At 64.8% G+C, this 26,418-nt stretch carries 25 protein-coding genes; 6 read left to right on the top strand and 19 right to left on the bottom strand.

The genetic code is table 11. From position 1 onward, the window contains the following. Positions 1–64 precede the first annotated feature (64 nt). From pcaD to ACQ4WO_RS23655, 3 genes are read right to left on the bottom strand one after another with little or no spacing between them, the layout of a single operon-like run. Positions 65–868 carry a 3-oxoadipate enol-lactonase gene (gene pcaD, locus ACQ4WO_RS23645; RefSeq protein WP_436483467.1) on the bottom strand — a complete coding sequence of 268 codons (804 nt, stop codon included), beginning with the start codon at positions 866–868 and terminating at the stop codon, positions 65–67. Positions 869–879: 11 nt separating this feature from the next. Beyond that, complete coding sequence (gene catC, locus ACQ4WO_RS23650) at positions 880–1,170, bottom strand: muconolactone Delta-isomerase (protein ID WP_128140472.1); 291 nt, start codon at positions 1,168–1,170, stop codon at positions 880–882. Positions 1,171–1,179: 9 nt separating this feature from the next. Beyond that, on the bottom strand, positions 1,180–2,289 hold the full coding sequence (locus ACQ4WO_RS23655) for a muconate/chloromuconate family cycloisomerase (RefSeq protein WP_436483468.1): 1,110 nt from the start codon (positions 2,287–2,289) through the stop codon (positions 1,180–1,182). 102 nt (positions 2,290–2,391) lie between these two features. Here ACQ4WO_RS23655 and ACQ4WO_RS23660 point away from each other — a divergent pair, with 102 nt between their 5' ends. Next, complete coding sequence (locus ACQ4WO_RS23660) at positions 2,392–3,306, top strand: LysR family transcriptional regulator (protein ID WP_046685653.1); 915 nt, start codon at positions 2,392–2,394, stop codon at positions 3,304–3,306. A 6-nt stretch (positions 3,307–3,312) separates the two neighbouring features. Here the strand turns inward: ACQ4WO_RS23660 and ACQ4WO_RS23665 are convergent, their stop codons facing one another. Further along, complete coding sequence (locus tag ACQ4WO_RS23665) at positions 3,313–3,696, bottom strand: hypothetical protein (protein WP_436483469.1); 384 nt, start codon at positions 3,694–3,696, stop codon at positions 3,313–3,315. A gap of 74 nt (positions 3,697–3,770) precedes the next feature. After that, entirely contained in the window at positions 3,771–4,907 is a 1,137-nt protein-coding gene (locus ACQ4WO_RS23670; protein ID WP_436483470.1) for a YncE family protein, read from the bottom strand. Between ACQ4WO_RS23670 and ACQ4WO_RS23675 the strand changes: the two genes are divergently transcribed. Genes ACQ4WO_RS23675 through ACQ4WO_RS23685 form a run of 3 tightly spaced genes read left to right on the top strand, consistent with a single transcriptional unit; the run spans position 4,906 to position 6,893 of the window. Beyond that, complete coding sequence (locus ACQ4WO_RS23675) at positions 4,906–5,061, top strand: hypothetical protein (protein ID WP_436483471.1); 156 nt, start codon at positions 4,906–4,908, stop codon at positions 5,059–5,061. The two genes, ACQ4WO_RS23670 and ACQ4WO_RS23675, sit on opposite strands and share 2 nt — an antisense overlap. A gap of 9 nt (positions 5,062–5,070) precedes the next feature. After that, a complete protein-coding gene (locus tag ACQ4WO_RS23680) occupies positions 5,071–5,499 on the top strand; it encodes a hypothetical protein (protein ID WP_436483472.1) in 429 nt (142 codons plus the stop codon). Continuing rightward, positions 5,496–6,893 (top strand): hypothetical protein, encoded by a 1,398-nt coding sequence (locus tag ACQ4WO_RS23685; protein ID WP_436483473.1) that lies wholly within the window; start codon positions 5,496–5,498, stop codon positions 6,891–6,893. The genes ACQ4WO_RS23680 and ACQ4WO_RS23685 overlap by 4 nt, the downstream gene beginning before the upstream one ends. On the opposite strand, the gene ACQ4WO_RS23690 is transcribed toward ACQ4WO_RS23685, so the two are convergent. The 13 genes from ACQ4WO_RS23690 to ACQ4WO_RS23750 form a co-directional block, all read right to left on the bottom strand. Next, positions 6,865–8,199 carry a PepSY-associated TM helix domain-containing protein gene (locus tag ACQ4WO_RS23690; RefSeq protein ID WP_436483474.1) on the bottom strand — a complete coding sequence of 445 codons (1,335 nt, stop codon included), beginning with the start codon at positions 8,197–8,199 and terminating at the stop codon, positions 6,865–6,867. The two genes, ACQ4WO_RS23685 and ACQ4WO_RS23690, sit on opposite strands and share 29 nt — an antisense overlap. A gap of 8 nt (positions 8,200–8,207) precedes the next feature. After that, a complete protein-coding gene (locus tag ACQ4WO_RS23695) occupies positions 8,208–10,331 on the bottom strand; it encodes a TonB-dependent receptor family protein (protein WP_436483475.1) in 2,124 nt (707 codons plus the stop codon). A gap of 77 nt (positions 10,332–10,408) precedes the next feature. Continuing rightward, positions 10,409–10,816 carry a DUF2946 domain-containing protein gene (locus tag ACQ4WO_RS23700; protein WP_436483476.1) on the bottom strand — a complete coding sequence of 136 codons (408 nt, stop codon included), beginning with the start codon at positions 10,814–10,816 and terminating at the stop codon, positions 10,409–10,411. Between the two features lie 47 nt (positions 10,817–10,863). After that, positions 10,864–11,460 (bottom strand): PqiC family protein, encoded by a 597-nt coding sequence (locus ACQ4WO_RS23705; RefSeq protein WP_070303397.1) that lies wholly within the window; start codon positions 11,458–11,460, stop codon positions 10,864–10,866. After that, positions 11,457–13,088, bottom strand: coding sequence for a PqiB family protein (locus ACQ4WO_RS23710; RefSeq protein ID WP_436483477.1), 1,632 nt, complete (start codon positions 13,086–13,088; stop codon positions 11,457–11,459). Before ACQ4WO_RS23710 ends, ACQ4WO_RS23705 begins: the two co-directional genes overlap by 4 nt. Next, a complete protein-coding gene (locus ACQ4WO_RS23715) occupies positions 13,081–14,373 on the bottom strand; it encodes a paraquat-inducible protein A (protein ID WP_436483478.1) in 1,293 nt (430 codons plus the stop codon). The genes ACQ4WO_RS23710 and ACQ4WO_RS23715 overlap by 8 nt, the downstream gene beginning before the upstream one ends. A gap of 128 nt (positions 14,374–14,501) precedes the next feature. After that, positions 14,502–15,851 (bottom strand): amidase, encoded by a 1,350-nt coding sequence (locus ACQ4WO_RS23720; protein ID WP_436483479.1) that lies wholly within the window; start codon positions 15,849–15,851, stop codon positions 14,502–14,504. Positions 15,852–15,855: 4 nt separating this feature from the next. Next, complete coding sequence (locus ACQ4WO_RS23725; RefSeq protein WP_436483480.1) at positions 15,856–16,533, bottom strand: DUF2848 domain-containing protein; 678 nt, start codon at positions 16,531–16,533, stop codon at positions 15,856–15,858. Positions 16,534–16,537: 4 nt separating this feature from the next. After that, on the bottom strand, positions 16,538–17,866 hold the full coding sequence (locus tag ACQ4WO_RS23730; RefSeq protein WP_436483481.1) for an MFS transporter: 1,329 nt from the start codon (positions 17,864–17,866) through the stop codon (positions 16,538–16,540). Positions 17,867–17,974: 108 nt separating this feature from the next. Next, a complete protein-coding gene (locus ACQ4WO_RS23735) occupies positions 17,975–18,646 on the bottom strand; it encodes a hypothetical protein (protein ID WP_436483482.1) in 672 nt (223 codons plus the stop codon). A 189-nt stretch (positions 18,647–18,835) separates the two neighbouring features. Continuing rightward, complete coding sequence (locus tag ACQ4WO_RS23740) at positions 18,836–19,753, bottom strand: LysR family transcriptional regulator (protein ID WP_436483483.1); 918 nt, start codon at positions 19,751–19,753, stop codon at positions 18,836–18,838. Between the two features lie 57 nt (positions 19,754–19,810). Beyond that, positions 19,811–21,046 carry a M20/M25/M40 family metallo-hydrolase gene (locus ACQ4WO_RS23745; RefSeq protein ID WP_436483484.1) on the bottom strand — a complete coding sequence of 412 codons (1,236 nt, stop codon included), beginning with the start codon at positions 21,044–21,046 and terminating at the stop codon, positions 19,811–19,813. Then, positions 21,043–22,275, bottom strand: a complete 1,233-nt coding sequence (locus ACQ4WO_RS23750) for a urate hydroxylase PuuD (protein WP_436483485.1) — start codon at positions 22,273–22,275, stop codon at positions 21,043–21,045. Before ACQ4WO_RS23750 ends, ACQ4WO_RS23745 begins: the two co-directional genes overlap by 4 nt. Before the next feature lie 131 nt (positions 22,276–22,406). On the opposite strand from ACQ4WO_RS23750, the gene ACQ4WO_RS23755 reads away from it, so the two are divergent. Next, complete coding sequence (locus ACQ4WO_RS23755) at positions 22,407–23,345, top strand: LysR family transcriptional regulator (protein WP_034754583.1); 939 nt, start codon at positions 22,407–22,409, stop codon at positions 23,343–23,345. A gap of 72 nt (positions 23,346–23,417) precedes the next feature. Further along, entirely contained in the window at positions 23,418–25,172 is a 1,755-nt protein-coding gene (locus ACQ4WO_RS23760) for an allantoate amidohydrolase (RefSeq protein ID WP_436483486.1), read from the top strand. A 2-nt stretch (positions 25,173–25,174) separates the two neighbouring features. Here the strand turns inward: ACQ4WO_RS23760 and ACQ4WO_RS23765 are convergent, their stop codons facing one another. Beyond that, the gene (locus ACQ4WO_RS23765; RefSeq protein WP_436483487.1) at positions 25,175–26,410 is read right to left on the bottom strand and encodes a Zn-dependent hydrolase; all 1,236 of its coding nucleotides are present in this window, start codon (positions 26,408–26,410) and stop codon (positions 25,175–25,177) included. Between the last annotated feature and the right edge of the window lie 8 nt (positions 26,411–26,418).

Genomic DNA, 26,418 nt, shown 5'->3' on the forward strand with positions numbered 1-26,418 from the left:
CCAGCCGGCGGCGGTGCTCAGGGGAAAACCACATTCCCGCCGTACCGATACGGTACAGCAAGCCTCACAATAAAAATGTCCGCAACTGCGCTGTAAACAAATCCGCTGCTTCGATGTTCGAGATATGCGAGGCGGGCAGGCTTGCCAGGCGGGAACCCGCGATCTGCTGCTGCAGCCAGCGCCCGTCGTCGATGGTGGTCACGGGATCGTGCTCGCCCGCGATGATCAAGGTCGGCACGGCGATCGTGCCGACGCCGTCGTGCAAATCCGTCTGGGCCAGCAGGTCGCAACAGGCCGCGTAACCGCCCGCATCCTGGCCGTGCAAAATGCCGGTCATGCGCGCCACCGTGTCCGCTTCGCGTTCGATAAACTGCGGCGTGAACCAGCGCGTGGCGGCGCTCTCGGCCACCGCGGCCATGCCGTCGCGGCGCACTTGCTCCGATCGCAGCTGCCACGGCGCGGCGCCGCCGATGCGCGCCGCCGTATTGGCCAGCACGAGCTTCGTCAAACGCCGCGGCTGGTGTATGCCCAGCCACTGGCCCGTCAAGCCGCCCATGGAAATGCCGCAGAAGGCGGCGCGTTCGATATCGAGGTGGTCGAGCAGCGCCACCACGTCCAGCCCCAGCCGCTCGATGCCGAACGGCGCGCTGCCGCTGGCCGACCGGCCATGGCCGCGCGTATCGTAGCGCACGACAAAAAAGTCGTCGCTCAGCGCGGCCGCCTGCGCATCCCACATGGACAGGTCGGTGCCGAGGGAATTCGACAGGACCAGGCAAGGCTTGCCGCGCTCGCCATCCGTGCGGTAATGCAGGCGAATACCGTCCACGTCGCACGTTTTCCCGACAGTGTCATTGCCTATCTGCGTCATGGCATGTCTCCTCAGGAATCGTCGCCGCGCACCGACGAGGGATGGCGGCACAGCGGCATCACGTCGATCTGCATGTAAGGGAACAGCGGCAGGGAAGTGAGCAAATTATGCAGCTCGTCCACGCTGTCCACGTCGAAGACGCTAACGTTGGCGTACTGGCCGGCGATGCGCCACAGATGGCGCCACTTGCCCTCGTGCTGCAGGCGCTGGGCCAGTTCCTTTTCCGTCTGTTTCAGTTGCGCCGCCTGCTCGGCGGGCATGCTCAAGGGCAGGTTCACGTTCATGCGTACATGGAATAACATGGTTTCTCCTTATTGACGCTGCATGGATCGCAGCTTGTCCAGGTCGATCTCGACGCCCAGGCCCGGGCCGGTCGGCACCTGCAGCATGAAGTCGCGGTACACGAGCGGCTCGCGCAAGACTTCCTGCGTCAGCAGCAAAGGCCCGAACAGCTCCGTGCCCCAGGCCAGTTCCGCAAACGTGGAGCACACGTGGGCCGTGGCGGCCGTGCCGACGCCGCCTTCGAGCATGGTGCCGCCGTACAGGCCCACGCCCGCCAGACGCGCCACGGTGGCCACTTCCAGCGCCGGCATCAAGCCGCCCGACTGGGTGATCTTCACCGCATACACGTCGGCCGCGTCGGCCTGCGCCAGCGCCAGCGCATCGGCGGGGCCGTGCAAGGCTTCGTCGGCCATGATGGCCACGTCGAAGCGCTGTTTCAGGCGCGCCAGCGCGGCGCGGTTGCCAGCCTTGACGGGCTGCTCGATCAGGTCGACGCCGCCCGCTTCCAGCGCGGCGATGCCGCGCACGGCGTCCGTCTCGCTCCAGGCCTGGTTGACGTCGACGCGCACGCTGGCCCGTTCGCCCAGCGCCCGCTTGATCTCCAGCACGTGGGCCACGTCATCCATCACGCCGCGCAAGCCGATCTTCAGCTTGAAGATGCGGTGGCGGCGCAGTTCCAGCATGTTTTCCCCTTCGGCGATATCGCGCGCTGTGTCGCCGCTGGCCAGCACCCAGGCCACGGGCAGCGCATCGCGCACGCGGCCACCCAGCAATTCCGACAGCGGCACGTTCAGGCGGCGCGCCTGGGCGTCCAGCAGGGCCGTCTCGATCGCGCACTTGGCGAAGCGGTTGCCCTGGATGACCTTGCGCACCCTGGCCATGGCCTTGGCCACCTCGCTCGCTTCCATGCCGACCAGCAGCGGCGCGATATAGGTATCGATATTCGTCTTGATGCTTTCCGGGCTTTCGCCGCCGTAGCCCAGGCCGCCGATGGTGGTCGCTTCGCCCCAGCCCGTGATGCCGTCGGCGCAGCGCAGCCGCACCAGCACCAGGGTTTGCGTATGCATGGTGGCGACCGACATGCGGTGCGGGCGAATGGTAGGCACATCGACCAGGTAGGTCTCGATATTTTGAATCATATTTATTCCGTATAATTCTGTGGAGTGGTGACACGATATTCCCCAAATATCCCCACGTCCAACACCGAGTTGGTATCAAACCTATACCTGAAAGGTATGAAGATGGAATTACGGCACTTGCGCTACTTCGTTGCGGTCGCAGAGGAAAGGAACTTCACGCGGGCCGCCGCGCGCCTGCATATCGCGCAGCCGCCGTTGAGCCGGCAGATGCAGCAGCTGGAAGAAACCTTGGGCGTGGCGCTGATCGAAAAAGGTTCGCGGCCCTTGCGGCTGACGGAAGCGGGCGAGTTTTTCCTCGCCCATGCGCGGCCCTTGCTCGACCAGGTGCGCGACCTGCAGGCGATGACGCAGCGCGTGGGCAAGCTGGAACGCACGCTGTCGATCGGCTTTGTCGCCTCGACCCTGTATGGAGAATTGCCCGACATCGTGCACCGTTTTTGCGAGCGCCATCCCGAGGTCGACGTGACCCTGCATGAAATGACGACGGTGCAGCAGCTCAAGGCCCTGAAGGAAGGCCGCATCGACGTGGGTTTCGGGCGTTTGAAAAGCGAAGACCCCAGCATCCGCCGCATTCTGCTGCGCGAGGAGCGGCTGGTGGTGGCGCTACCGCCCGGCCACCGGCTGGCCAAGGGGGAAGGCGGCTTGCGCCTGACGGACCTGATCCACGAAACCCTGCTCGTGTATCCGAAAGCGCCCCGCCCCAGCTTTGCCGACCAGGTGCTGGCCATGTTCAGCGAAGGCAATGTCACGCCCGGCCCCGTCACGGAAGTGCGCGAGCTGCAGATTTCCATGGGACTGGTGGCGGCCGGCCAGGGCATTTCCATCGTGCCGGAAAGCGTGCAAGCCATGCATCACCGGAACGTCGTGTACCGCAAGCTGGACGACAAGCACGCGTTCTCGCCCATCTTATTCAGCATGCGGCATAGGGACCGCTCGCCCGAGCTGGAAAACATCCTCGCCGCCGTGTACTCGATCTACGATGAACACGGCATCGCGCACGTCAAGGAAAGCCTGTAGCTATGACTACGCGGCGTCGGTCAGCAATTCCGGGCGCAGCGCGCGGATGCGCAATTCCGTGAAATAGCCGCCCGCCTCGTTGTAGCGCAGGTAGTAGCGGCCGCAGTTCAGGCAGCGGGCCACCTGGCTCAGGTTCGCGGGATAGTAGCGCGGCGCGATGGGCGCATCGATGCTGTCGTAGCGAGTGCCGTGCGGGTGGTACTCGGCAAACGTCGGTTCCTCGTACGGGTCTTCGCGCAGGGTGCCGATTTCTTCAAAGCGGTCCAGCTCCAGCGAGGTAGGCAGGCGCTGCCAGGCGTCGAGCGGGACGGCGCAACAGCTGCATTTTTTGGTAATCGTGGCAGAAGCGATGGCCAGCGCGGACAAGGCGGGGAAATCGATGAATATCATGTTCAGCCATTGCAAAGGTGCGGCCTGTGGCAACGAGCCTGGCCGCGCCTTTCCATTCTAGCGGAATGCGTCTTTCAATGCCCCATGAAGTCATTCCACTTCGGCAGCAGCACGATGCTGTTCGGATTGAGCCCCTTGTTTTTCAGGGTGTCGACACTGCCCGCCACCGCCTCTTTTTTCATGTCGATGACGGTGATGCTGCCATCGCTCATGCCCGGCAGATTGAGCAGCGCGTTCTGCACGAAGGCATAGCGGCCATCCCTGGTAAACGCCACGTGGTGCGCGCCTTCGGCGGCGGGTATCGATTTCAATAGCCGGGGCTTGCCGATGCCGCCCGTCAGGTCGAAGATATGCAGGTGGCCCGGCTTGGCCGTCGTCAGGTACAGGCGCGTGGCGCCCTTGTTGAAATACAGTTCCAGCGGCACGCCCGCCTTTTGCTCGGCAAAGTCATGCACCTGCGCCGTGTCGAAATCCTTCGTTGTCGGATTCCACGTGGCCGTCCACACGGTGCCGCCATACATATTGGCGACGTAGGCGACGGGCGGATTGCTGCCAGGGACGAACAGCACTTCCACCGGCGCTTCGCCCGACGGCGACGGTTTTTTCGACAGCTTGTGCGTGCCCAGCACCTTGCCCGTGCTCGTTTCCAGCACGCTGATCACTTCCCCCGCATCGCCCAGGTCCGTGGGGCGGATGGTGCTCGTCAACAGGGTGCGGTCGATGCCGTCGTGGACGGCCAGGCCATGCGGATAAGGCGCGGGCAGTTTGACGGTGCGCCCCGGCTTGTCGTGCACGGCGTCGCCCTCCAGCATCGCCTGCGATCCCATGCAGCTCAGATACCAGCGCTTGTGGTCATCCGAAAAGACGATGTCCTCGCCCACCTGGCAAGTCGGCACCTCGACCACCTTGATCGGCAAGTCCTTGTGGCGCATGTCCATCACGCGCAGCTGCGTCTTGCCCAGCGCCGTGATGTAGGCCTTGCTCATGTTGTGGTTGTAGAAAATATGGTGCGCCACCAGGTCCGGCGGCAGGGCAATGTCGCGCACGATCTTGCCGAAGTTTTTCGACTCCGGATCGACATCGATGATGGCGATGCCCTCCTTGCGCGAGGGCGGCGCGACGGGGCTTTTCAGCGACTTCAATGACTCGGGCGCCTTGCTCTCGTAATTGACCATGGCGAGGATTTCGGCCGACGCAGGCAACGCCGCCATGCATGTCGCCGCCAATGCCAACATCGCTTTTTTATTTGTCATCATCTCCCCTGCCTTTTCCAAGTGTGGTCGGATCCGCGCCGATCATTCTACGGCCGCACTTTTTCAAACTGGCGTTTTTTTTCAGATGGCCAATGATGGAAATCTTTCCTAAAATTTAAGCATGAAAAAAACTCCATTTCGCCTTCCCCCCGCCGGCCTGGGCCTGGCCCTTTCCCTGTTGTGCATATCGGCGCAAAGCCAGTCGCAGAGCGGCCCGGCGGCTAGTGGGCCGTTGCCGAAACAGCGTATGGCACTGGCCATCGCGCAGCGAAAAATCGCCGCCAAGCCGCCGACGGTACGGGTCAAACAACACGATACAATCACGCTCGATTGGACTACCGACGAAATAGTCAATATCCACTTGCATGGCTACGACCAGCTGCTGACGGTCAAGCCGGGCGAGACAAAAGCCATGCGCATCGACGCTGCGGTGCAGGGACGCTTCCCCGTTTCCGCGCACGGCTATGGCGCGCAAACGGAGGGCAAGGGCAAGCAGCACAAGCATCACCGCGAGACGCCCCTGATGTACCTGGAAGTGCTGCCGCGATGATGCGGTGCGCCGCCGCTGCCGGCTTGCTGGTCGCGCCACGCCTCGCCCATGCGCACGGTTTCGGCCAGCGCTACGATCTGCCATTGCCGCTATGGCTGTACTTGATCGGTGCAGGGCTGACCGTGGCGCTGTCGTTTGCCTTCCTGGCCCTGTGGCGCCGCGAGGATGCAGCGCCCTACATGGGCGACTATGCTCGCCTGCTCCTGCGGCGCATCCCCGGCGCGGGCGCCATCACCCTCGCACTGCGCCTGCTGGTACTGGCCCTCTACCTGCTGGTCATCGTGGCAGGCCTGGTGGGCGTGCAGAACCCCGTGAAAAATATCGCGCCCGCCATGGTGTGGGCCATCTGGTGGGTGGGCATGGCTTACGTGTCGGCGCTGCTTGGCGACCTGTGGGCGCTGGTTAATCCGCTCGACAGCGTGGCGCGCGCGGGGCAGCAACTGTTTCCCCGCTGGCGCGCACCGCTGGCCTGGCCGCGCTGGCTCGACAGCTGGCCGGCGGCGGCCCTGTACTTCTGTTTTATCTGGATGGAGCTGAACTGGGAAGGCAGCGAGCAGCCGGCCAGCCTGGCCTGGACCATGCTGCTGTATTCAACCTGCTCGTGGGCGGGCATGGCGCTGTTCGGCCGCGCCGCCTGGCTGCGCAATGCGGAAGTGTTCAGCGTCGTCTTCGGCCTGCTGGCGCGCTTCGCGCCCGTGACATTCCGCGACGGCGCCTGCTACGTGCGTCCGTACGCGGCGGGCTTGCTGACGGTGGAACCCGTGCGTCCCGCCTGCCTGGTGCTGGTGATCCTGATGCTGGCCTCCGTCAGTTTCGACGGCATGATGGAAACGCAAACGTGGTACGACATCGTCGACGCCGTCCTCGCCGTGGCGCCGGGCGCGCTGGCATGGATCACCACGGCCGCCCTGCTGCTGATGCCGGCCCTGTTCCTGCTGGTGTTCCTGCTGTTTTGCGCGCTGATCGCCCGCTGCGGCGCCAGCGACGGCCAGCCGCCCCTGCCGCTGCTGCGCGTGGCCGGCCACTTCGTGCTGACCCTGGTGCCGATCGCCATCGCCTACCATTTCGCCCACTACCTCTCCTTTCTGGCGATGGCGGGCCAGTATCTGATACCGCTGGCGTCGGACCCGCTGGGCCTGGGCTGGGACCTGTTCGGCACGCAGCTGTACTTCATCCGTCTTGGCATCGTCGACGCCAAGGTGGTGTGGTACGTGTCGCTGTTCGCCATCGTCGCAGGCCATGTTGCGGCCGTCTGGCTGGCCCACGTCTGCGCGCGGCGCCTGTACACCAGCCGCCGCGCGGCCCTGCGCAGCCAGTATCCGATGCTGGCACTGATGGTCGCCTACACTTTGCTCAGTCTCTGGATCATCTCGCAGCCCATCGTCGGCGGCTAGCCCGTGCCAGGACCAGCTCCAGCAGCAGCAACATGCCACCGGAAACGAGCAGCAGCGGCATCAGCGCGCACATGGCGGCGGCCGCCAGCCAGGCCAGCGCGGAAGGCGAGCTCCAGGCTCCCGGCAGCAGCTTGGGCAAGCCCAGCGAACCTGGCAAGCGCCGCTTGAAAAACATTACCCAGCCCGATACCAGCGAGAACAGCACGCTGGCGCCAAAGAGCAGCAGCAAGGCCTGGTTCCACCAGCCGAATTCGCCGCGGTGGAACGGAATGCCGATGGCCGTGGCCTTGCCGAACGCCGTCTGCGCCGCCCAACCCGCGTAATACAGGGGCTTGCCGCTGTAGGCGTCGAATTGCAGGTCGAAGCGCAAGGTGGGCTGGCTGCGGTCGGCCATGGTGGCGCGCCACACGTCGTCCTGGCTGGCCGGCGCCGTCAGCTGCACGGCGATGGCGGGCGCATGGCTGCGCGCCACCTGCCACGCATCCTGCCAGTCGAGCGGCGCGCCCTCCTCGCGCGAATGCAAGCCGCGCGGCACGGGCGGCGGCGCCTGGCCGCTGACGTCGCGCAGCGCGCGGATGCGGCCGCCCGCCTGCTGGCTCCACGTCAGCCCCGTCGTCAGGATCACAAGGCTCACCAGCCCCAGCCCCACGCCGAGAAAAGCATGCCACTGGCGCCAGCCATTGCGGCCCTGCGCGCCCCGCTTCGGCAAGCCCGATTGCGCGCCCCGCGGCCACCACAGCACCACGCCCGTCACCAGCATCACCATCAGCCAGCTGGCGGCCAGCTCGATCATCCAGCGCCAGCCATCGTTTTGCAGCAAACGCGAATGCAGCTTTTTTGCCCAGTTGCCGAAACGCTCGCTGCTGGCCAGGCTGCCCAGCACGCGCGCATCATAGGGGTTCACATACACGACGATGGCTTGCGCGGGCAGGCCGAACTTCGGCTTGGCCGGCGCGACATGCCCGCCATGGCCCGCATGTTCATCCTGCGCGCTACCGGGCGGCGCGAACGCCACTTGTACCGCGTCGTTCGCCTGGAACGGCGGCACCACGTTCTGCACCGTCCAGCCGCGCGGGGCCGCCCGCTCCGCTGCCGCCACGGCGGCGTCCAGCGGCAGCATGGGCGCTTGCGGCGCCACGTGATCGAGATGCTGGTACAGCCTTGCCTCGATCTGCGGCGTGAACACATACAAAATGCCCGTCAGGGTGGCCACCAGGGCAAACGGCGAGGCGATCAGCGCGGCCCAGAAGTGGATGCGCCAGTACAGGCTTTTGCGGCGCGCGATGAGAAAGGTGAAATCGTCCATGACCATCCTCACAGTCCGTTATAGGTATAGGACAGGCCCAGCATCACGCTGCGCGGCGCACCGGGCGTGTACTGGTTCTGCGTATTGGCCACATAACTGCCCACACCCGAGTAACTGCTGCTGGCCGAATCGGCATAGCGTTTGTCCATCAGATTGCGTACCTGCGCCCACGCTTCCAGCCCGCGCGCGATCTGGTAGCTGGCGCGCAGGTTGAGCAAGGCGTGGCCCTTGTACTCCACCGTGTTGGCATTGTTCATCCAGTAGCGGCCCTGGTGCACGGCTTCGAGCGCGATACGCGCACCGGCCACGGGCTTGTAGCCGATCTCGATCGAGGTGATGTCGCGCGGTGCCTGCGGCATGGCGCGGCCGCTGTAATCGAGGCTGGAGGACACCTGGTAGCGCAGGTAGCGGTGGCGCGCGATGGCCGTGGCGAAGCGCGCGTCGAACGGACCGCTGTCGTAGTTCAGGCCCAGTTCCAGCCCTTCGCTGCGCGTGCGCCCCGCATTGCGGTTTTCGCTGTTACCCGGCGACAGCGTATAACTGACGATGGTGTCGCGCCCATCGAGCCGGTACAGGGCCGTGTCGAGTTTCAGCCGGCCCTGCAAAAAAGCCCAGCGCAAGCCCAGTTCATAGTTGTTGTAGACGGACGGCTGCAAGTCGGCGATGCCCGTCTTGCCATACAGCTGGCTCACTTCGGGCGGCGTGAAACCCTGGCTGACGTTTGCATACGCGCTGCCAGCATGGCCGATGGCGTAGGTGGCGCCCAGCTTCGGACTCACATGCGAAAAGCTGCGCGACTCGTCGGGCGCGCCGTAATTGGCGCTGCCGCCCGGCGCCAGCCTGTTATGGTAGTCGTAGCGGATGGCGTCCGAGCGGCCGCCCAGCACCACGCGCGTGCCGGCCAGCGGAGAGAATTCCCATTGCGCGAAGACGGCCGTGTTGAGGATGTCCGTCTGGTAGTCACGCACACCCTGCGGATTGGACGCATTGGCCAGCGAGTAGCGCAGGTAGCGGCCCGTGGCCGCATCGCGCACGATGGACAGGTTATCGCTGACAAAGGGATTGTCGCTCTTGTCGACATACACGCCGGCGACGAGGCGTGAACGCAGCCAGGCGAATTCCTGCTGGTGCTTCACGTCCAGCCCCAGTGAATCGACGTGGTTGTTGTTGATGACGCCCTTGCACAGCAGGCCCACGCAGCTGCCGATGGAGTACGCGGGAAGCTGCCCATGGTCGTTCTTGCGCGTAAACACGGTGACGGTGCTGATGCCATTGGACGTCGTTGCCACCTCCCACGCCAGATTCATGCGCGTGGTCTTGTCCTTGCGATAGGTGAACGTATTCAGGCTTTTGCCCGGATTGTTGCGGTAGTCGTTCTCGAACAGGCTGCCCGTCATGGCCGCATCGAGATCCGTGTGGACGATGGTGGCGCGCAGCTGGGACGTGGGACTGAGCGCATAGTCGGCGCGCAGCGAGAACGAATCCTTGTCGCCATAGCTGTACTCTTGCCAGTTGTCGCGCGAGCGGCGCGAGCTGTAGTGGGAAAAGCGCAGTCCCAGCGGGCCCCAGGTATCGCTGGCGGCCGTGTCATAGCGCGTGTAACCGGCCACGTTATCGCGTCGCACGCCCACGCTTGCCGTCGGTGTCACGCTGGCGCCAGCCGTGAGGAAATTGACGGCGCCGCCGACGGCATTGCTGCCGTACAGCGAGGAAGCAGCGCCCTTCACCACTTCCACGCCGCCGGCGCCCGCCATGTTCATCTCGTTGAGAGAATTGTGGTTGAAGACGCCCAGCGGACGGATGGGAATGCCGTCTTCCAGGTACTGGTAGACGGCATTCGTGCCGATGGGCTGGCGGATGCTCATGCTGTGCTGCTCGTTGCCCAGGTCATTCCAGTACACGCCGGCGATGCGGTTGAGGATATCGCCCATGGTCTTGGGCTTGTCGCGTTCCAGGATTTTGGCATTGACGGCGCCGATCGCTTGCGGCGTTTCGGACAGCCACGATTGCGCGCGCGAGCCGGAAACGACGACGGTGTCGATGGCGTGGTCAGTTTGGTCAGCTTGCTGCGCCTGCGCGCAGGGGTAAGCTACGGTGATGGCGACAGCCAGCACCAACAGTTTCTTGTTCATGTGATTCTCGTCTAAGTGTGCGGATGCGGCGCGTCACACCGCAAGGTGGACAGCGCCAGCATTGAAAATGCAAAAACTCAGGCGAGAGGGGGCGGCGCGCGCGACTGCGCCGTGGACCAGATGAACAGCGGTGCGGGTGACTGGTAGTACAGGGACGGGAAAACGGCCGTGCCGCTGGCCACAAGCAGCGGCAGCATGGGGCTGGCGGGCGGCAGGCCGACGGAACCCGCATGCGTGGAACAGAAGGCGCAATGCTCCATCTGCATGGCCTTGCCGCCGGATTTTTCATCGGCGGCGCCGTCACCGGCCTGGACAAGCTGGACAAAGCGGATGCCGGCCACCGAGCAGATTTCCGCCCAGCCGGAGCCGGATTCCTGTTTGGCGTTGGCGACGGCCTGGGAAATCGATGGCGCGAGCGCCGCCAGCAGGATCGCGAAACAGGCGATCCAGGCGGCAAAGCGGCGCGTGAACAAGGTCATTCCCATGGCCGCATTTTACCAGCGGCCGCCGGGACTGGGTAGCGGAAAGCGGCTCAGGCGGCCGGGCAGGCGGCGTTGCCGCTGTCAAAAGCGCGCACGACGCTTGCCGTATCGGCGGCGATGCGGTTCACGGCGCGGCGGTGGCCGAGCACCAGTTCATCGTAGCCGGCGCCCACCTTTTCATTGGCGATCGTGCGGCACGTCACCACCTTGTTGCTGGCCAGCTGGCGCACGCTCCACACGGCGTCGATCAGCGCATACTGTCCCATCACCGACTCGAAACGCTGCACATTGGTGCTGATGCGGTACACGGGCAGCTTGTCCGGGTATGGCGTGCGGAACACATCGATGGCGCCCAGGTCGTTCGTCACGGCCGTGGACAGGGCCTGGCCGATCTCGCCGGCCAGCGGCCCCGCCCAGCGCTGCTGCTCCAGCAATTCGATACGGCCCGATGGCGCCGTCACGACGAACTGGTTGCGGCTCACCTGCTGCGGCACGCTGACGGCCAGCACCTCGACATAGTATTTGACGGGCTTGGCCGGCTGCGCGTCGGCGCCGCCGCTCAGCGTATAAAAATGCTCGGGCTGGGGCGTGGAGCAGGCGCCCAGCAGGCTGGCCGCCAGCAGTGCGGAAAAAATTGGTTTCATCATTTTTTTTCATCTCCTTTTTTACCGCGGATCAGGGACTCGGGATGACGTTCCAGGTAATCCGACAGGGCATTGAGCGATTGCAGGGTTTGCGTCAATTGCTGCAAGGCCTGGCGCACGTCCGACTGCAGCGGCGAATCCTTTTGCAGCACCTGTTCGGCCGTGCCGAAGGTCTGCTTCGCCGCCGTCAGCGTATCGCGCATTTCCGGCACCACCTGTCCATCGAGCTGTTTGAACAGAGTATTGGCCTGCTTGATGGTGGCATTCAGGTTATTGCCGATCTCCGCGTACGGCACCTGATCGAGCTTGCGGGCGATGCTGGCGATCTGCGTCTGCAATTCATCAAGGGTATTCGGTACGGTCGGCACTTCCAGCGGGTACCTGTTCGGATCGAGCGCCACCTTCGGCGCTTTCGGGAAGAAGTCGAGCGCGATGTACAGCTGGCTGGTCAGCAGGTTGCCCGTGCGTAGCTGGGCGCGCAAGCCACGGCTGACCATGCGTTCGAGCAGCTGGTGGCCGGCCGAGCCTTCCTCATCGTCGACGGCGGCCTTGAAGCGCATGCCCAGGCGGGCCGGGTACAGGTTGACGGTGACGGGCATGCGGAAGTTCTTCTTCACGGGGTCGAATTCGATGCCCACCGAGCGCACCTCGCCTAGCACGATGCCGCGGAAGTCCACCGTGGCGCCAGGCTGCAAGCCGCGCAGGGACTGGTCGAAATAGAACACGGTGGTGATCGCCTCGCCATCGGGCTCGCGCATGGCGCTGGCCTCATCGGCCGCCAGGCGGTAGTTGGTGCCGGCCGGCGCCGGCTCCACGGGCTTGCGGCCGTTTTCCGCCTCGAAGGCGATGCCGCCCACCAGCATGGCGGCCAGCGATTGCGTATTCAATTTGAAACCGTTGGAATCGAGGCGCACGTCGACGCCGCTGGCATGCCACCAGCGCGCATCCTTGCCGACAAACTGGTCGTACGGCGCATTGACGAAGACCGACATGGTGATGCCGTTGCCATCCTTGTCCAGCGCGAAGCTGACCACCTTGCCCACGCGCAGGCGGTGGAAGAACAGGGGCGAGCCCACGTCGACGGAACCGAGGCTTTCCGCATGCAGCGTGTACAGCTTGCCCTTCTGGTCTCCCGCCACGGCGGGCGGGCTTTCCATGCCGATGAAGCTCTCCTTTTTTGCTTCCGACTTGCCCGTGTCGACGCCGATGTAGGCGCCCGACAGCAAGGTGCCCAGCCCCGTCACGCCGCTGGCGCCGATCTGCGGGCGCACCACCCAGAAGCGCGAATCGGCGGTGGCGAAGCGGCGCGCTTCCTTGCTCATGTCGATCGTCACCAGCACCTTGCTCAAGTCGTCGCCCAGGGTGATGGCGCGCACCTGGCCGATATCGACATCCTTGTATTTGACCTTGGTCTTGCCCGGCTCCAGGCCTTCGGCGCTCTTGAAGCTGACCGTCACCGTGGGCCCCTGGTCGAGGATGGACTTGGCGGCCAGGCCGGCGCCGATCAGCGCGGCCAGCAGCGGAATGAGCCACACCAGCGACGGCAGCCAGCGGCTGGCCGGGTCCACATCGGGTTCGGGCAAAGGCCGTGCGCCGGTTTCGGCAAGGTCGCCTGCTTCTTTGTCAGACATGCTGTTCTCCAATCACTGTATTGTTTCCGGTAGCTGCTGCACTGCTGCGTTTTTCATCCTCGGCCGCCTTGTCGTCGACGGGGTCCCAGATCAGGCGCGGGTCGAACTGCATCGCCGCCAGCATGGTCAGCACCACCACGGCGCCGAAGGCCAGCGCGCCGGGTCCGGCCGTGATCACGGCCAGCGACTTGAAGCGCACCAGCGCCACCGTCAGGGTGACGACAAAGATGTCGAGCATGGACCAGCGGCCGATGAATTCGACCATGCGGTACAAGATGGTGCGCTGGCGCGGCCGCCAGCGCGAACGCCGCTGCGCGGTGAACGCCAGCAGCGCCAGCACGCCCAGCTTGAGCATGGGCACGACCACGCTGGCGATGAAAATGATGATGGCCAGCCCCTTCGAGCCGCTGGTCCAGAACAGCACCACGCCGCTCATGATGGTGTCGTCCTGCGCGCCGAACAGCGATTGCGTCACCATCACGGGCAGCAGGTTGGCGGGAATGTAGAGAATCATGGCGGCGATCAGCAAGGCCCAGGTGCGGTTGATGCTATCCGGTTTGCGCACGTGCAGGGCCGTGCCGCAGCGCACGCACGCCAGGTGCCTGCCCTTGCCCAAGGGTGGCGCCACCAGGCCGCACGCATGGCAGGGCAGCACCTTCTCGCCCGGCGCGAAAGCCTTGTAGCGGATGCCGGGCAGCGCCTGGCGGGTCAGGTCGTCGCCCAGGTTCCACAGGGCCTTGGGGTCGAACGAGACGACGATGGCCAGCATCAGGGTCAGCGCGCCAAACGCGAACAGCCCCGGTTGCGGCAGCACCGTGGCCAGGCTGGTCATCTTGACGACGGTGATCAGGATGCCGATCATCAGCACCTCCGTCATGCCCCATTCGCGCGCCGTCTGCACGGCGCGCAGCACGCGGTTAAAGCCCGGCACCTTGACGCCGCCGCGCAAGCCCAGCGCCACATACAGCAGGGAACCGAGTTCAATGGCGGGAAAGAGGATGGTAAACAGGAAGACCATCGTCGCCACGATGTGCATCTGCTCGGACCACAGCACGCGGATGGAACCGAGCAAGGTGGCGCTGGACGTCAGGCCGTTGACGTCGAGTTCGACGATGGGGAAAAACTGGGCGATCAGGAAGACGAAAGCGGCACCCAGCGTCAGCGCCACTACCTTGGCCAATTCGGCCGATGCGCCGCGGGCGTGGGTGCCCCGGTACAGCACCGAGCGGCAACGGATGCAGCGCGCCTTTTCGCGGGGACGCAGCGGACGTTTGCGGTACAGCACGCCGCAGTCATGACAGCTAATCAGGTCGTATCGGTGCACAGTATGAAGTTTGCCGGCGCCCGAAGCGCGACTTTCCCATGTTAATGCCAGCCATCATGACAGAGTTGGCATTTTCCTGCACTACGGCACTATTCTTTTTCGCTCCCGCGCAACAGCGCCTCCACGGCGCGACCGATTTGCAGCACTTGATCGTCCGCGCCGGCCAGGCCGCAAATGCCCAGCCCCACAGGCAGTTCGCCTTCCGCATGGCACGGCAAGGACAGCGCGCAGCCGTCGAGGAAGTTGATCACGCTGGCGTTGCGCAGCACGAGGCCATTCGTGGCGAAAAAGGTGGCGTCATCCGATTCCAATGGCGCGACCTGCGGCGCGACGATGGCTACGCTGGGCATCAGCCAGGCGTCGAATGGCGCCAGGCGCTGCTTCGCGATGGCGATCAGGCGCGCACGCGCATCGAGCAAGTCGATGTAGTCCGCTGCACCCTGCTGCTGGCCGCGGCGGATGCGCGCCGCCACGCGCTGGTCGTACTGCGCGCCCTTCTCTTCCAGCAGCTCCCTGTGCCAGTGCCAGGCCTCCGCCGCCACCAGCCCGCCGCCGCCATTGATACCCGGCAGTTCCAGCAATTCGGGGAAATCGAACTGCTCCACAAGGGCGCCCGCTTGCCGCAGCTGGTCCAGCGCCGCATCGAAAGCCTGCTGCACCTGCGGCTCCACGTGCGTGCCGACATAGTCAAGGGTAAAACCGAAGCGCAAGCCTTTCAGTGCCGGCGCCTGCGCGCCGATGTCATGGCCCGACAGCGCTGCGTACAGAATGGCGCAGCAGTCGACGCTGTGGGCGATGGGGCCGGCCGAATCGAGGGAGCGCGACAGGGGCACCGTGCCGGCCAGCGGCACGGAAGCGGCCGTCGGCTTGAAACCCGTCAAGCCGCAAAAGGCGGACGGGATGCGGATCGAGCCGCCCGTATCGGTGCCCAGCGCGCCGGCCGCCATGTCCAGCGCCACCGTCACGGCGCCGCCCGAGGTGGAACCGCCCGCCACACGTTCACGGTCCTGCGGATTGCGCGGCGTGCCGTAATGGGGATTCAAGCCCAGGCCGGAAAACGCGAACTCGCTCATGTTGGTGCGGCCCAGCAGGACGGCGCCGGCCGCGCGCAGGCGCGCCACGGCGCCCGCATCGGCCACGGCAGGCTGTGCATCGGCCAGCGCCAGCGAGGCGGCGCTGCTGGTTTGCCCCTTGACGTCGAACAGGTCCTTGATCGAGATGGGCACGCCGGCCAGCGGCGAGGCAACGATGCCGGCGGCGCGCGCCGCATCGCTGGCCCGCGCCTCCATCAGCGCCTGTTCGCCGTCGAGGCTGACATAGGCATGGCCACCCTGCGCCCGGTGCGCCTCGGCGCGCGCCAGCATCTGCTGTGTCAGCGCCACGCTGGTGCTGCGGCCGGCGGCCAGGTCGGCCGCCAGTTCTCGAATGGTCTTGGTCATTGTTTTATCCTTCCACGGGCAGGGTTTGCACGGCATAGCGGTGCTGCAGGCGGCGCTGCAAGGCCGGATCATACAGCTCCAGCTCGAATGCGTCGCCATGGCCCATCTCGCCGATGATCGGTTGCGTGCCGCAGAACATGGCGCTGCCCACGGGCAGGCTGGCCTGCCCCGTGTAGCGCTGAATCAGGTCTTCCGGCGACAGCATGCGCGTCACGGGGCCATCCTGGTACAGGGCCGGCACGCCAGCCCGTTCGCGCCAGGAGCGCATCTGCAGCTGGTCCCAGTGGCCGGCCACGTCGGCATAGCGCCACAAGGTGTCGCCCACGGGCTTGCCGCACATCTGCTTCGATACCGTCACGCCATAGCTTTCCACCTTGCGGTCCGTATGATCGGAACCGATGCCCACCAGCAGGCCGTATTCCGTGGAAAACAGCACGAATTCCGCTTCGCCCGAGGAATCGCCGCCCGGCACTTCGATGGCGGCGTCGCTCGAGAGCAATGCCGCCGAGACCCGGTAAAAGGTGGGCACGCTTTTCGGGCGCGCCACGCCGATGGCTTCCAGTTCGGCGATATGGTGTTCCACCATCGCCATGTCGCGGCCCGTCCAGCCGGCGATGATCAGGTGATCGATGTCGAAGGTAACGGGGCCGTGGCCGGCCAGTTGAAAACGCAATGTCGTCATGATGTTATTCCTCAAGGGGGCCGCGGCCCGTTTCGCGCGCCGCAAAAACGGCGGCGCCGGTGATCAGCAAGGCCGCCGCCACGTACAGCGAGACGGCCACGGTGCTGTTGTACGAACGGTACAGGCTGGCGATGACGAGCGGTGCGAAGCCGCCGCCGATGACGCCGGCCAGGGTGTAGGCCAGCGAGGAACCCGCGTAGCGCACCTTGGTGGGGAACTGTTCGATGACGAAGGCCGCTTGCGGGCCGTACATGATGGCGTGGATGACCAGGCCCACGACGACGGCCGTGACGATGGCGGCCGGGCTGGCCGTGTCTAACAAGGTGAAGAAGGCAAACGCCCACACGAGGCCCAGGATGGCGCCCAGCGCATACACGGGGCGGCGGCCAATCTTGTCCGACAGCGCGCCAAAGACGGGCACCGCCAGCGCATTGCACGCCGTGCCGACCATGATGGCCGTGAGCGCCAGGGTCGACGACAAGTGCAGCACCGTCGTCACATACGTCAGGGTGAACACCACCACCAGCGCATACAGCACGTCCGAGCCGATACGCACGCCGCCGGCGATCAGCAAACGGCGCCAGTACACGCGCAGCACGTCGCCGATCGGCGCTTCCGCCTTCGCATCCTGCTGGTCGAGTTCCTTGAACAGCGGGGTTTCCTCGATGCCGCTGCGTATCCACATGCCGAACGCCACCAGCAGCAGGCTGGCGATGAACGGCATGCGCCAGCCCCAGTCCATGAATGCTTCATGCGGCAGCAGGTAGGTGATCAGGCCGATGCAGCCGGTGGCCAGCAAGGTGCCGAACGACGGTCCCACCTGTGTCCACGAGGCGTTGCGTCCCCGCTTGTCCGGCGCCCCGTGTTCGACGGAAATCAGCACGGCGCCCGCCCATTCGCCACCGAGCGCGATGCCCTGCACGAAGCGCAGCGCCACCAGCAGAACGGGGCTCCAGATGCCGGCCGTCGCGTAAGTCGGCAAGAGGCCCATCAAGCCCGTCGTCACGCCCATCAGCATCAGGGTCACCACCAGCACCCAGCGCCGTCCCAGCTTGTCGCCCAAATGGCCGAAGATCACGCCGCCAATGGGGCGCGAGATGTAGCCGACGGCATATGTGGAAAAGGCCAGGATGGTGCCCGTCAACGGGTCGAATGAAGGGAAGAACAGGTGGTTGAAGATCAGCGCGGCCATGGTGTTGTAGACGGTGAAGTCATACCATTCCAGGGTCGTGCCGACCATGCTGGCCGTGGCCAGGCGGCCCGTCTTGGCCGTCGTGGCCTTCTCGCCCGGTGCCTGGGCTGCCGGATGCGCAGCGTTCGTATATGTGGTCATAGCCTACCTCTCTTGTCAGTTTTATTGCAGGCCCGGCGCAGGATGCTTTGCCCTGCGCCGTGGCCCGTGTCTCGTGTTATCGGTGCCGGCAAGATGCGCGCGGCCGTGTCAGGCAGCGCGCAGGTCCGCCTCGCGCAATTGCCAGGACAACTGCAGGATGGCCGCCTGTTCCGCATCGAGTCCCAGCGCCGCGCTGGCGGCATTGGCGGCCGCCATGACGGCGCTTTCGGACGATGCGTCGATCAGGAAAATCGGATCGAGCACGCGACCCTCCGTCCGTTCCGCCGGCAGAGGGCCGGACAGATTCGCGTCCGGAGTCAGCAGACGCGTGGCAATGACGCCGTCGATCTGCAGCAGCTTCGTTCCCAGCGTGGCCATGGCGTCCACGGCTTGCGCGTCCTGGCCGATGGCTGGCGCGCCCAGACGCAGCACGGCCAGCCAGGCGCCCGTGCCCATGCCCGTTTCCGCCTCGATGGCACATACACGGCGCATCGGGTCGACCATGCGCTGCAAGTTCGTCAGCGACCATGGCGTCTGCTGGCCGAAGGCCTTGAAGTAGTCGGGCGTCTGGAAGGCGCCCAGCGACATGGTGCGGTACAGGCCCAGGTATTTGCGCGGGCCGCGCACGCTCTGGTAGCGCGTGCCGCTGACGAAGCCGGGAATGCGCACGCGCTCTTCCACGTGTTCGCGATCGTACCAGCGATTGAAATCGCGTTCGTGCTCCGGGTCGGCGCTGGTCCAGACAAACAGGATGCCTGGCAAGGTGGGGGACGTCGTCATGATGGTTCCGTTCTGCGTTATGGGTGGTATGCCAACCCAGAATAGGGGGCACGCCAACACTTGGCAAACGGGTTATTCTGAACGCGACTGATAAGTTTTTCTTGTGGGTGGCGCGGGGGACGGGCCAACAATGTTGTCGGATTACGCGCATGGCGCTAATCCGACCTACGCGGTCAGCGTAAGCCGACGTCACCCTGCGCCATACTCCTCGCCCAGGCCCAGGGTAAACCGTGCCGCCTCCTCGCACGCCAGCATGGCCACCAGCTGGATCGCTTCCGTGGTGATGTCTTCGCTGTAGCTGATGACGATGCGCTGCGGCGCCAGGCTGCTGGCGCAGGGAATCAGGGCGATGTGGCCCTGCTCGATTTCCTCGCGCAGGGGCGCCAGCGGCAGCACGGCGATGCCGAAGCCCGCTTTGACCAGGCGCACGATGGCGGAGATCGAGCTGACGCAATGGACCCGTCCCAGCTGCACACCCTCGTCCTGGCACAGCGCCTTTAAAGCGGAATGCGGCTGCGAGCCGCGGTTCATGGTGATGATCGGATGCTGCGCCAGTTGCGCCACCGTGAACGGCACGCCCGTGTCGGGCCAGTCGGCGGCCCTGCCGGCCCAGCCCATGGCGATGGCGCCGCTGCCCGTGCTGCGGATATGGTCGCCCGTCAGCATGTCCGTCTGCAGCGCGATATCGAGCTCGCCCTGCTGCAGCTGTTCGTGCAGGCGGCGCGTCGATTCCGACGTCAGTTGAATCTCGATGCCAGGATAGCGCTCCTGCACGCGCTGCAGGAACGGGATCAGCCACGTATGCACGATGGTTTCGATGACGCCGATACGCACTTCGCCCGTGATCAGCGCGGGCGAGGAATTGGCCGCATACATGTCGCGGCACAGCTCCAGCATGCGTTCGGCGTACACGAGCAGGTTGCGCCCGGCGAAAGTCAGGCGGATTTCACGCGCGTCGCGGTCGAACAGACGCGTGCCGAAGTCCTGCTCCAGCGAGGCGATGCGGTTCGAGATGGCCGCCTGCGTGATGTGCAGCTTGTCGGCTGCCGTGCGAAAGCTGCCCAGCCGCGCAGCCCAGACAAACGCTTCGAGAAAACGGGTATTCAATGGAGCTCTTCTTCACAGGTTGAGTGTCCGCCCCATTGTAAGCCAAAGCGCCCCGTTCTATTTCTCGCCCAGGAAGTCGAGCAAAGTCAGGGCGACGATCTTGCTGGCCTTGCGCAAATCATCGAGCGCCAGACGTTCGTCGGCCTTCTTCGCGTTCGACTCGGGCACCGTGCGCGGGCCGGCGCCATACAGCACGGCCGGGATGCCACGCTCGCCATACAGGCGCGCATCCGCATACAGGGGCGTGCCGACGGCGGGAATGGTCTCGCCCAGAATCGCTTGCGCGTTTTTCTGCAGGCTGCCGACGAGCTGTTCGGAACCGGACAAGGGCCGCAGCGCGTGCGACAGCAGCAGGCGGCGGATCTCGATACGGATGCCCGGCTCGCCGCGCACGGCGTCCTCGATCAGCGCGCGCACCTGCGCTTCCACCGCCACCGGGTCTTCTTCCGGAATCATGCGGCGGTCCATCTTCATGACGACCTTGCCTGGCACCACATTGGTGTTCGTGCCGCCATCGATACGGCCCACGAGCATGGTGGGCGAATCGATGCCGGCGACCTTGGACTTGATCTTTTTCAGCTCCGGCAACTGTCCATAGATCGCGTTGAGGATCTTGTTGGCCGCCTGCAGCGCGTCGTGCCCCGTCTCAGGCATCGAGCCGTGGCCCGACTTGCCGTGCACGGTGATTTCCAGCTGCAGGCAGGCGTTGTGCGCCGTAACGATGCCGTAGCTGAAACCGGCGGCGATGACGAAATCGGGTTTCGTCAGCTGCTGTTCCAGCAGCCAGCCCGGCCCCAGCAAACCGCCGAATTCCTCGTCGTACGTAAAATGCAGTTCCAGCTGGCCTTTGAGCGGAACGCCCAAGGCTTCGAGCGCGCGCGCGGCAAACACATAGGTGGCGAAATCGCCTTTCGACACGGCCGTCGCACGGCCATAGATATAGCCGCCGTCGATCTGCCCGCCGTACGGCGGATACGTCCAGTTGTCGCCGGGCGGCACCACGTCGCCATGCGCATTCAGGGCCACGGTCGGACCGCCCGCCGCATAGGGGCGGCGCACGATCAGGTTGGTGATGCTCTGCATGCCATACGCCTCGACCTGGTCCGCCGGCACGGCGTGCTTTTCCGCGTTCCAGCCATACGCCTGCAGCAGCTGCGCCACCAGGTCCGCATGGGGCGCGTTATTACCGGGCGGCGTATCCGTCGGCTGCTGCACCACCTTCTGTAAAAATGCGACTTCCTCGTCGAAGTGTTCGTCGATCCAGGCCGTGATTTTTTCTGCTTGCGTAGTCATTTTGCTCCTTGCATGGTCTGTTGCAGCCAGGCGCCAAGCTCGCTGCGCTCGGCCTCCGTCATATTCGTCAGGTTCCCGATCGGCATGGCTTTCAGCTCGACGGCCTGCTTGTAGATTTGCGCCGCGTGCTGGCGTATTTCAGTTTCATTATCCAGCATCATGCCGGCTGGCGCCGTGGCGAAGCCGGGCTGCGTGGGCTGGGCCGAATGGCAGGTGGCGCAACGCTGGGCGATGATGGCATGCACGCTCTTGAACTGCGCGGCAGGGTCCACCGCCGGCGCGGCCGCCACGGCCACGGGTGCATTGGGTGCAATGGCGACGGCCACTGCCAGCAACAGGGCAACGCCGAGAGCCGGATAACGCCACTCGACACGTCCCTTGTGGCGCAGGTTGAAGAAGTGGCGGATGAAGACGCCAGCCGCCATGATCAGCGCCAGCACCAGCCACGCGTGGTCGTTCCGGTAAGTCATCGCGTAGTGGTTGCTGATCATGATGAACAGCACAGGCAAGGTAAAGTAATTGTTATGCACGCTGCGCTGCTTGGCCTTCAAGCCGTGCTTGGGATCGGGCAGTTTGCCGGCCGCCATGGCTTCGACCATCTTGCGCTGGCCGGGAATAATCAGCATCAGCACATTGGCCACCATGATGGTGCCGATCATGGCGCCCACGTGGATGTAGGCGGCGCGCCCGCTGAGCAAATGCGTGAGCACGTAGGCGGCGCCGACGATCAGCGCGAACACGGTCACGCCGAACCACAGTTCATGTTTGGCCAGCGGGGAACGGCACAGCAAATCGTACACGGTCCAGCCGATGACGAGGGTGGCGATGCCGATGCCGACGGCCTGGCCGCTGGAGATGTCCGCCACGGCCTTGTCGATCATCATGGCCTGGGCATTGAAGTAGTAGGCAATCGTCAGCAGCGCAAAGCCGGACAGCCACGTGGAATACGCTTCCCACTTGAACCAGTGCAGCTCCTTCGGCAGTTCGGCCGGCGCCACCAGGTATTTTTGCGGGTTGTAGAAGCCGCCGCCATGCACGGCCCACAATTCTCCCGAGACGCCCTTCTTCGCCAGCTCGGAGCCGGGCGCGGGCGGGCGGATCGAGTTGTCGAGCCAGACGAAATAAAAGGAAGCACCGATCCAGGCGATCCCCGTGATGACGTGCAGCCAGCGGACGATCAGGTTCAGCCACTCAAGGCCGTACGGGATCAGGTAGGCAAATACTTCCATAAATTTCCTCTAGTCAGACCGAACCAATATTCGTGCCAATCTACACAAGATAAACGGATTTACCGCCCATCATATGAAAAATATCGTATATTTGACATATTCAAATCGATATACAACAGAGCCGCCGCCACATGTCCAGCCTGCCGCAACACCTCGACCTGCACCTGATCCGCATCCTCTACCTGCTGCTGGTGGAAAAGAATGTCTCGCGCGTGGCATTGAAGCTCAATCAGCCGCAGCCCTCGATTTCCGCCTCCCTGCGCAAGCTTAGAGAATTGACGGGCGACCCGCTGCTCGTGCGCGGCGCGCGCGGCATGGTGCCGACCCAGCATGGCGAAAGCCTGCTCAATCCGGCCAAGCGCATCCTCGACCAGACGGAAAGCCTGTTCGTCAAGAAGACGCCGTTCGTGGCGCAGGAAGAGGCGCGCACCTTCCATATCGCCGCACCCGACTACCTGGACAGCCAGTTCCTGCCCAACGTGGTGGCTCTGCTGCGCCGCGGTTCGCCGAAAAGCCGCGTCGTGCTGCATAGCCTGGGGCCGGGCATCGACCATATCCGCCAGCTGTCCGATGGTGGCCTGGACCTGGTCATCGCCAACTGGGACGAGCCGCCCGCGCACCTGCATATCTCGAAGCTGTTCGAAGACCCCATCATCTGCGCCATGCATGCGGAAAACGCCTATGCGCGGCGCACGGCCAGCGACGCCATGACCCTCGACGATTATCTGAGCCTGCCCCATGTGGCGCCGTCGCAGATGATGCCCGGCTACCACGGCGTCATCGATTCCTTCCTCGAACGGCAAAACCTGCAGCGCAACGTGGTGGTGGAATCCGCGTATTTCGGGCTGATTCCCTACATGCTGACGCAGACGGACCTGGTACTGACCACGGGCCGGCAATTCATGCGCTTCTATGAAAAGACCCTGCCGCTGAAAACGTACACTGTGCCACTGAAATTCCCGCCCATGCGCTTTTACCAGCTGTGGCACCAACGCGTACACCAGGCGCCCGAGCACAAATGGCTGCGCGACCAGGTCAGCGCGGCGGCCAAGGCGCTGGTCCAGCGATAGCCGCTATCAGCGCGCGCATATAATGGACGCAGAACGGGGCGCTATCATCACCGCTTGCATGATCGGAAAACCATGACCACCCTTTCAGACCTGAACGCCGGCAGCCAGGCCGATTTTATCGCGCACCTGCACGGCATCTACGAACATTCGTCCTGGATCGCCCAGCGCGCGGCCGCCGCCCGGCCGTTTGCCAGCCTGACGGCACTCAAGACGGAACTGCAGCGGGTGCTGGCGCAAGCCTCGCCCGAAGAGCAGCTGGGGCTGATACGCGCCCACCCGGAGCTGGCCGGCAAGGCCGCCATCGCCGGGCAGCTGACGGCGGAATCGACACGCGAACAGGCCAAGTCCGGCCTGAACCTGTGCAGCGCCGACGAATTCGCCACCCTGCAGCGCCTGAACACCGACTACAACGCCAAGTTCGGCTTTCCCTTCATCCTGGCCGTCAAGGGCCCGACAGGCGAAGGCTTGACGCGCCAGGACATCATCGCCACGTTTGCGCGGCGCCTGAAAAACCGCCGCGCCGACGAACTGGCCGAATCGCTGCGGCAGATCAAGCGCATCGCCGAGCTGCGCCTGAACGAGCTGTTCGACGTGCGCCTGGAGTTCGGCCCGGCCATCATGCAGCAGGCGGAAACCCTGGCCGGCTGGAGCGACAGCGATTACAACCTGACCTGCGCTTACCTGACGCCGGCGCACCAGAAAACGGCCGCGCAGCTGGGCGACTGGATGCGGGACGCCGGCATGCAGGTGCACATCGACGCCGTCGGCAATGTCGTCGGCCGCTATCTGTCCGATATCCCCGGCGCGAAGACCCTGATGACGGGATCGCATTACGACACGGTGCGCAATGGCGGCAAGTACGACGGCCGGCTGGGCATCGTGCTGCCGATCACCGTCGTGCGCCACCTGCATGAACGGGGCGAAAAACTGCCGTTTCATTTCGAGGTCGTCGGCTTTGCCGAAGAAGAAGGCGTGCGCTTCAAGAGCACGTTTTTGGGCAGCACGGCCATCACGGGCAAGTTCGACGTGTCGCTGCTGGAGCAAGTCGATGCGGACGGCGTGAGCATGTGCGACGCGCTGGCCGCCGCCGGCCACGAGGCGGGCGCCATCGGCGCCGTCGCGCGCGATCCCGCCGGCTTGCTCGGCTATGTGGAAGTGCATATCGAGCAAGGACCCGTGCTGCTCGAGCGCGACCTGCCGCTGGGGATCGTCACGGCGATTGCCGGCAGCTCGCGCTACCTGGTCAATCTTGGCGGCGTGGCCAGCCACGCGGGCACCACGCCCATGACCATGCGCAAGGACGCGGCCAGTGCTGCCGCCGAAATCATCCTGCTGGTGGAACAGCGCTGCAGCCAGGGCGAAGCGCTGGTGGGCACCGTGGGCCAGCTGCACGTGCCCAACGGCTCCGTCAACGTGATCGCGGGCGCCTGCACCCTGTCGCTCGATATCCGCGCCGCCAGCGATGCCGTGCGCCAGGCAGCCGTTGACGACATTTTGGATGGCATCGCCGCCATCTGCGCGCGGCGCCAGATCGACTACCAGCTGGAACTGCTGCTGTCGGCGCGTGCGGCGCCGTGCGCACCGTGGCTGATGGCGCAGCTGGCGCAGGCCGTGGAATCGGTCGGCATCGAACCGTATGCGCTGCTGTCGGGCGCCGGTCACGACGCCATGGCCATGGCCGCCATCACCGACGTGGCCATGCTGTTTACCCGCTGCGGCAATGGCGGCATCAGCCACAACCCGCTGGAAACCATGACGGCGGACGACGCCGACATCGCGGCGCACGCGCTGCTGGCGTTTTTGCGTGCCTTCCAGCCGAAGCCATAAGGTTACACCGCCACGGCCCGCTCCAGCATCGCGTGCAGCAGCACGTTGCAGCCCGCTTCCAGGTGTTCGGGCTTGGCGTCCTCGATTTCATTGTGGCTGATGCCGTCCTTGCATGGCACGAAGATCATGCCGGCCGGCGCCAGCCGGGCCGCGTAGATGGCGTCGTGGCCGGCGCCGGAGACCACGTCCATCACCGAGTAGCCGAGTTTTTCCGTGGCGTTGCGCACGGCGCCCACGCAGTCGGGGTGAAATGGGCATGGCGGGTAGTAGGACACCCTTTCCAGTGAAATGCCCAGGCCCGTCCTGTCGCGCGTGGCCTCGATGAAGGCCGTGATCTCGCCATGCATGGTGTTGAGCAGCTCGTCGTTCACGTTGCGCAGGTCGATGCTGAATTTGACCTCGCCGGGGATCACGTTGCGGCTGTTCGGGAAGACCTGCACCATACCCACGGTGCCGCGCCCATACGGCGGGTAGCGGTTGGCAATCGCCACCACTTCCTGCATGATGGTGGTGGCCACCTGCAGCGCATCCTTGCGCAAGCCCATGGGCGTGGGGCCCGCATGCGCTTCCATGCCCGTCACCACGCAGTCGTACCACGACAGGCCCATCACGGCAGGCACGACGCCGATGACTTTATCGGCATCTTCCAGCACGGGGCCCTGCTCGATATGCGTTTCAAAATAGGCGCCGATCGGATGGTCGCCCGGCACCTGCTCGCCCTTGTATCCGATGCGCGCCAGCTCCTCGCCCACGGTTTTGCCTTCCGTGTCCTTGGCCGCATACGCCGTTTCGAGCGAAAAGGCGCCGCAAAATACGCCGGAACCCATCATCACGGGCACGAAGCGCGAGCCTTCCTCGTTGGTCCAGAAGGCCACTTCGATGGGCGCCCGCGTCTTGATCTTCAGATCGTTCAGGGTGCGCACCACTTCCAGGCCGGCCAGCACGCCGTAATTGCCATCGAACTTGCCGCCCGTCGGTTGCGTGTCGATATGGCTGCCCGTCATCACGGGCGGCAAGGTGTTATCTACGCCGTCGCGGCGCATGAAGACATTGCCGATCTGGTCGATCGTGATGCTCATGCCAGCTTCGCGCCCCCAGCCCACCACGAGGTCGCGTCCCTGCTTGTCCAGGTCCGTCAGGGCCAGGCGCTTGACGCCGCCCTTCGCTGTCGCGCCGATCTGCGCCAGTTCCATCAGGGCCGCCCACAGGCGTTCGCCATTGATACGCAATGCATCCATCGTCAACT

It is taken from the genome of Janthinobacterium aestuarii (assembly GCF_051380835.1).
In the GTDB taxonomy this organism is placed as follows: Bacteria; Pseudomonadota; Gammaproteobacteria; order Burkholderiales; family Burkholderiaceae_D; genus Janthinobacterium; species Janthinobacterium aestuarii.

Bases quoted from the DNA above. Each gene is read 5' to 3' on its own strand.
- pcaD (WP_436483467.1), bottom strand. From the start codon at position 868: ATGACGCAGATAGGCAATGACACTGTCGGGAAAACGTGCGACGTGGAC.
- catC (WP_128140472.1), bottom strand. From the start codon at position 1,170: ATGTTATTCCATGTACGCATGAACGTGAACCTGCCCTTGAGCATGCCC.
- ACQ4WO_RS23655 (WP_436483468.1), bottom strand. From the start codon at position 2,289: ATGATTCAAAATATCGAGACCTACCTGGTCGATGTGCCTACCATTCGC.
- ACQ4WO_RS23660 (WP_046685653.1), top strand. From the start codon at position 2,392: ATGGAATTACGGCACTTGCGCTACTTCGTTGCGGTCGCAGAGGAAAGG.
- ACQ4WO_RS23665 (WP_436483469.1), bottom strand. From the start codon at position 3,696: ATGATATTCATCGATTTCCCCGCCTTGTCCGCGCTGGCCATCGCTTCT.
- ACQ4WO_RS23675 (WP_436483471.1), top strand. From the start codon at position 4,906: ATGCATGTCGCCGCCAATGCCAACATCGCTTTTTTATTTGTCATCATC.
- ACQ4WO_RS23670 (WP_436483470.1), bottom strand. From the start codon at position 4,907: ATGGCGGCGTTGCCTGCGTCGGCCGAAATCCTCGCCATGGTCAATTAC.
- ACQ4WO_RS23680 (WP_436483472.1), top strand. From the start codon at position 5,071: ATGAAAAAAACTCCATTTCGCCTTCCCCCCGCCGGCCTGGGCCTGGCC.
- ACQ4WO_RS23685 (WP_436483473.1), top strand. From the start codon at position 5,496: ATGATGCGGTGCGCCGCCGCTGCCGGCTTGCTGGTCGCGCCACGCCTC.
- ACQ4WO_RS23690 (WP_436483474.1), bottom strand. From the start codon at position 8,199: ATGGACGATTTCACCTTTCTCATCGCGCGCCGCAAAAGCCTGTACTGG.
- ACQ4WO_RS23695 (WP_436483475.1), bottom strand. From the start codon at position 10,331: ATGAACAAGAAACTGTTGGTGCTGGCTGTCGCCATCACCGTAGCTTAC.
- ACQ4WO_RS23700 (WP_436483476.1), bottom strand. From the start codon at position 10,816: ATGGGAATGACCTTGTTCACGCGCCGCTTTGCCGCCTGGATCGCCTGT.
- ACQ4WO_RS23705 (WP_070303397.1), bottom strand. From the start codon at position 11,460: ATGATGAAACCAATTTTTTCCGCACTGCTGGCGGCCAGCCTGCTGGGC.
- ACQ4WO_RS23710 (WP_436483477.1), bottom strand. From the start codon at position 13,088: ATGTCTGACAAAGAAGCAGGCGACCTTGCCGAAACCGGCGCACGGCCT.
- ACQ4WO_RS23720 (WP_436483479.1), bottom strand. From the start codon at position 15,851: ATGACCAAGACCATTCGAGAACTGGCGGCCGACCTGGCCGCCGGCCGC.
- ACQ4WO_RS23725 (WP_436483480.1), bottom strand. From the start codon at position 16,533: ATGACGACATTGCGTTTTCAACTGGCCGGCCACGGCCCCGTTACCTTC.
- ACQ4WO_RS23730 (WP_436483481.1), bottom strand. From the start codon at position 17,866: ATGACCACATATACGAACGCTGCGCATCCGGCAGCCCAGGCACCGGGC.
- ACQ4WO_RS23735 (WP_436483482.1), bottom strand. From the start codon at position 18,646: ATGACGACGTCCCCCACCTTGCCAGGCATCCTGTTTGTCTGGACCAGC.
- ACQ4WO_RS23745 (WP_436483484.1), bottom strand. From the start codon at position 21,046: ATGACTACGCAAGCAGAAAAAATCACGGCCTGGATCGACGAACACTTC.
- ACQ4WO_RS23750 (WP_436483485.1), bottom strand. From the start codon at position 22,275: ATGGAAGTATTTGCCTACCTGATCCCGTACGGCCTTGAGTGGCTGAAC.
- ACQ4WO_RS23755 (WP_034754583.1), top strand. From the start codon at position 22,407: ATGTCCAGCCTGCCGCAACACCTCGACCTGCACCTGATCCGCATCCTC.
- ACQ4WO_RS23760 (WP_436483486.1), top strand. From the start codon at position 23,418: ATGACCACCCTTTCAGACCTGAACGCCGGCAGCCAGGCCGATTTTATC.
- ACQ4WO_RS23765 (WP_436483487.1), bottom strand. From the start codon at position 26,410: ATGGATGCATTGCGTATCAATGGCGAACGCCTGTGGGCGGCCCTGATG.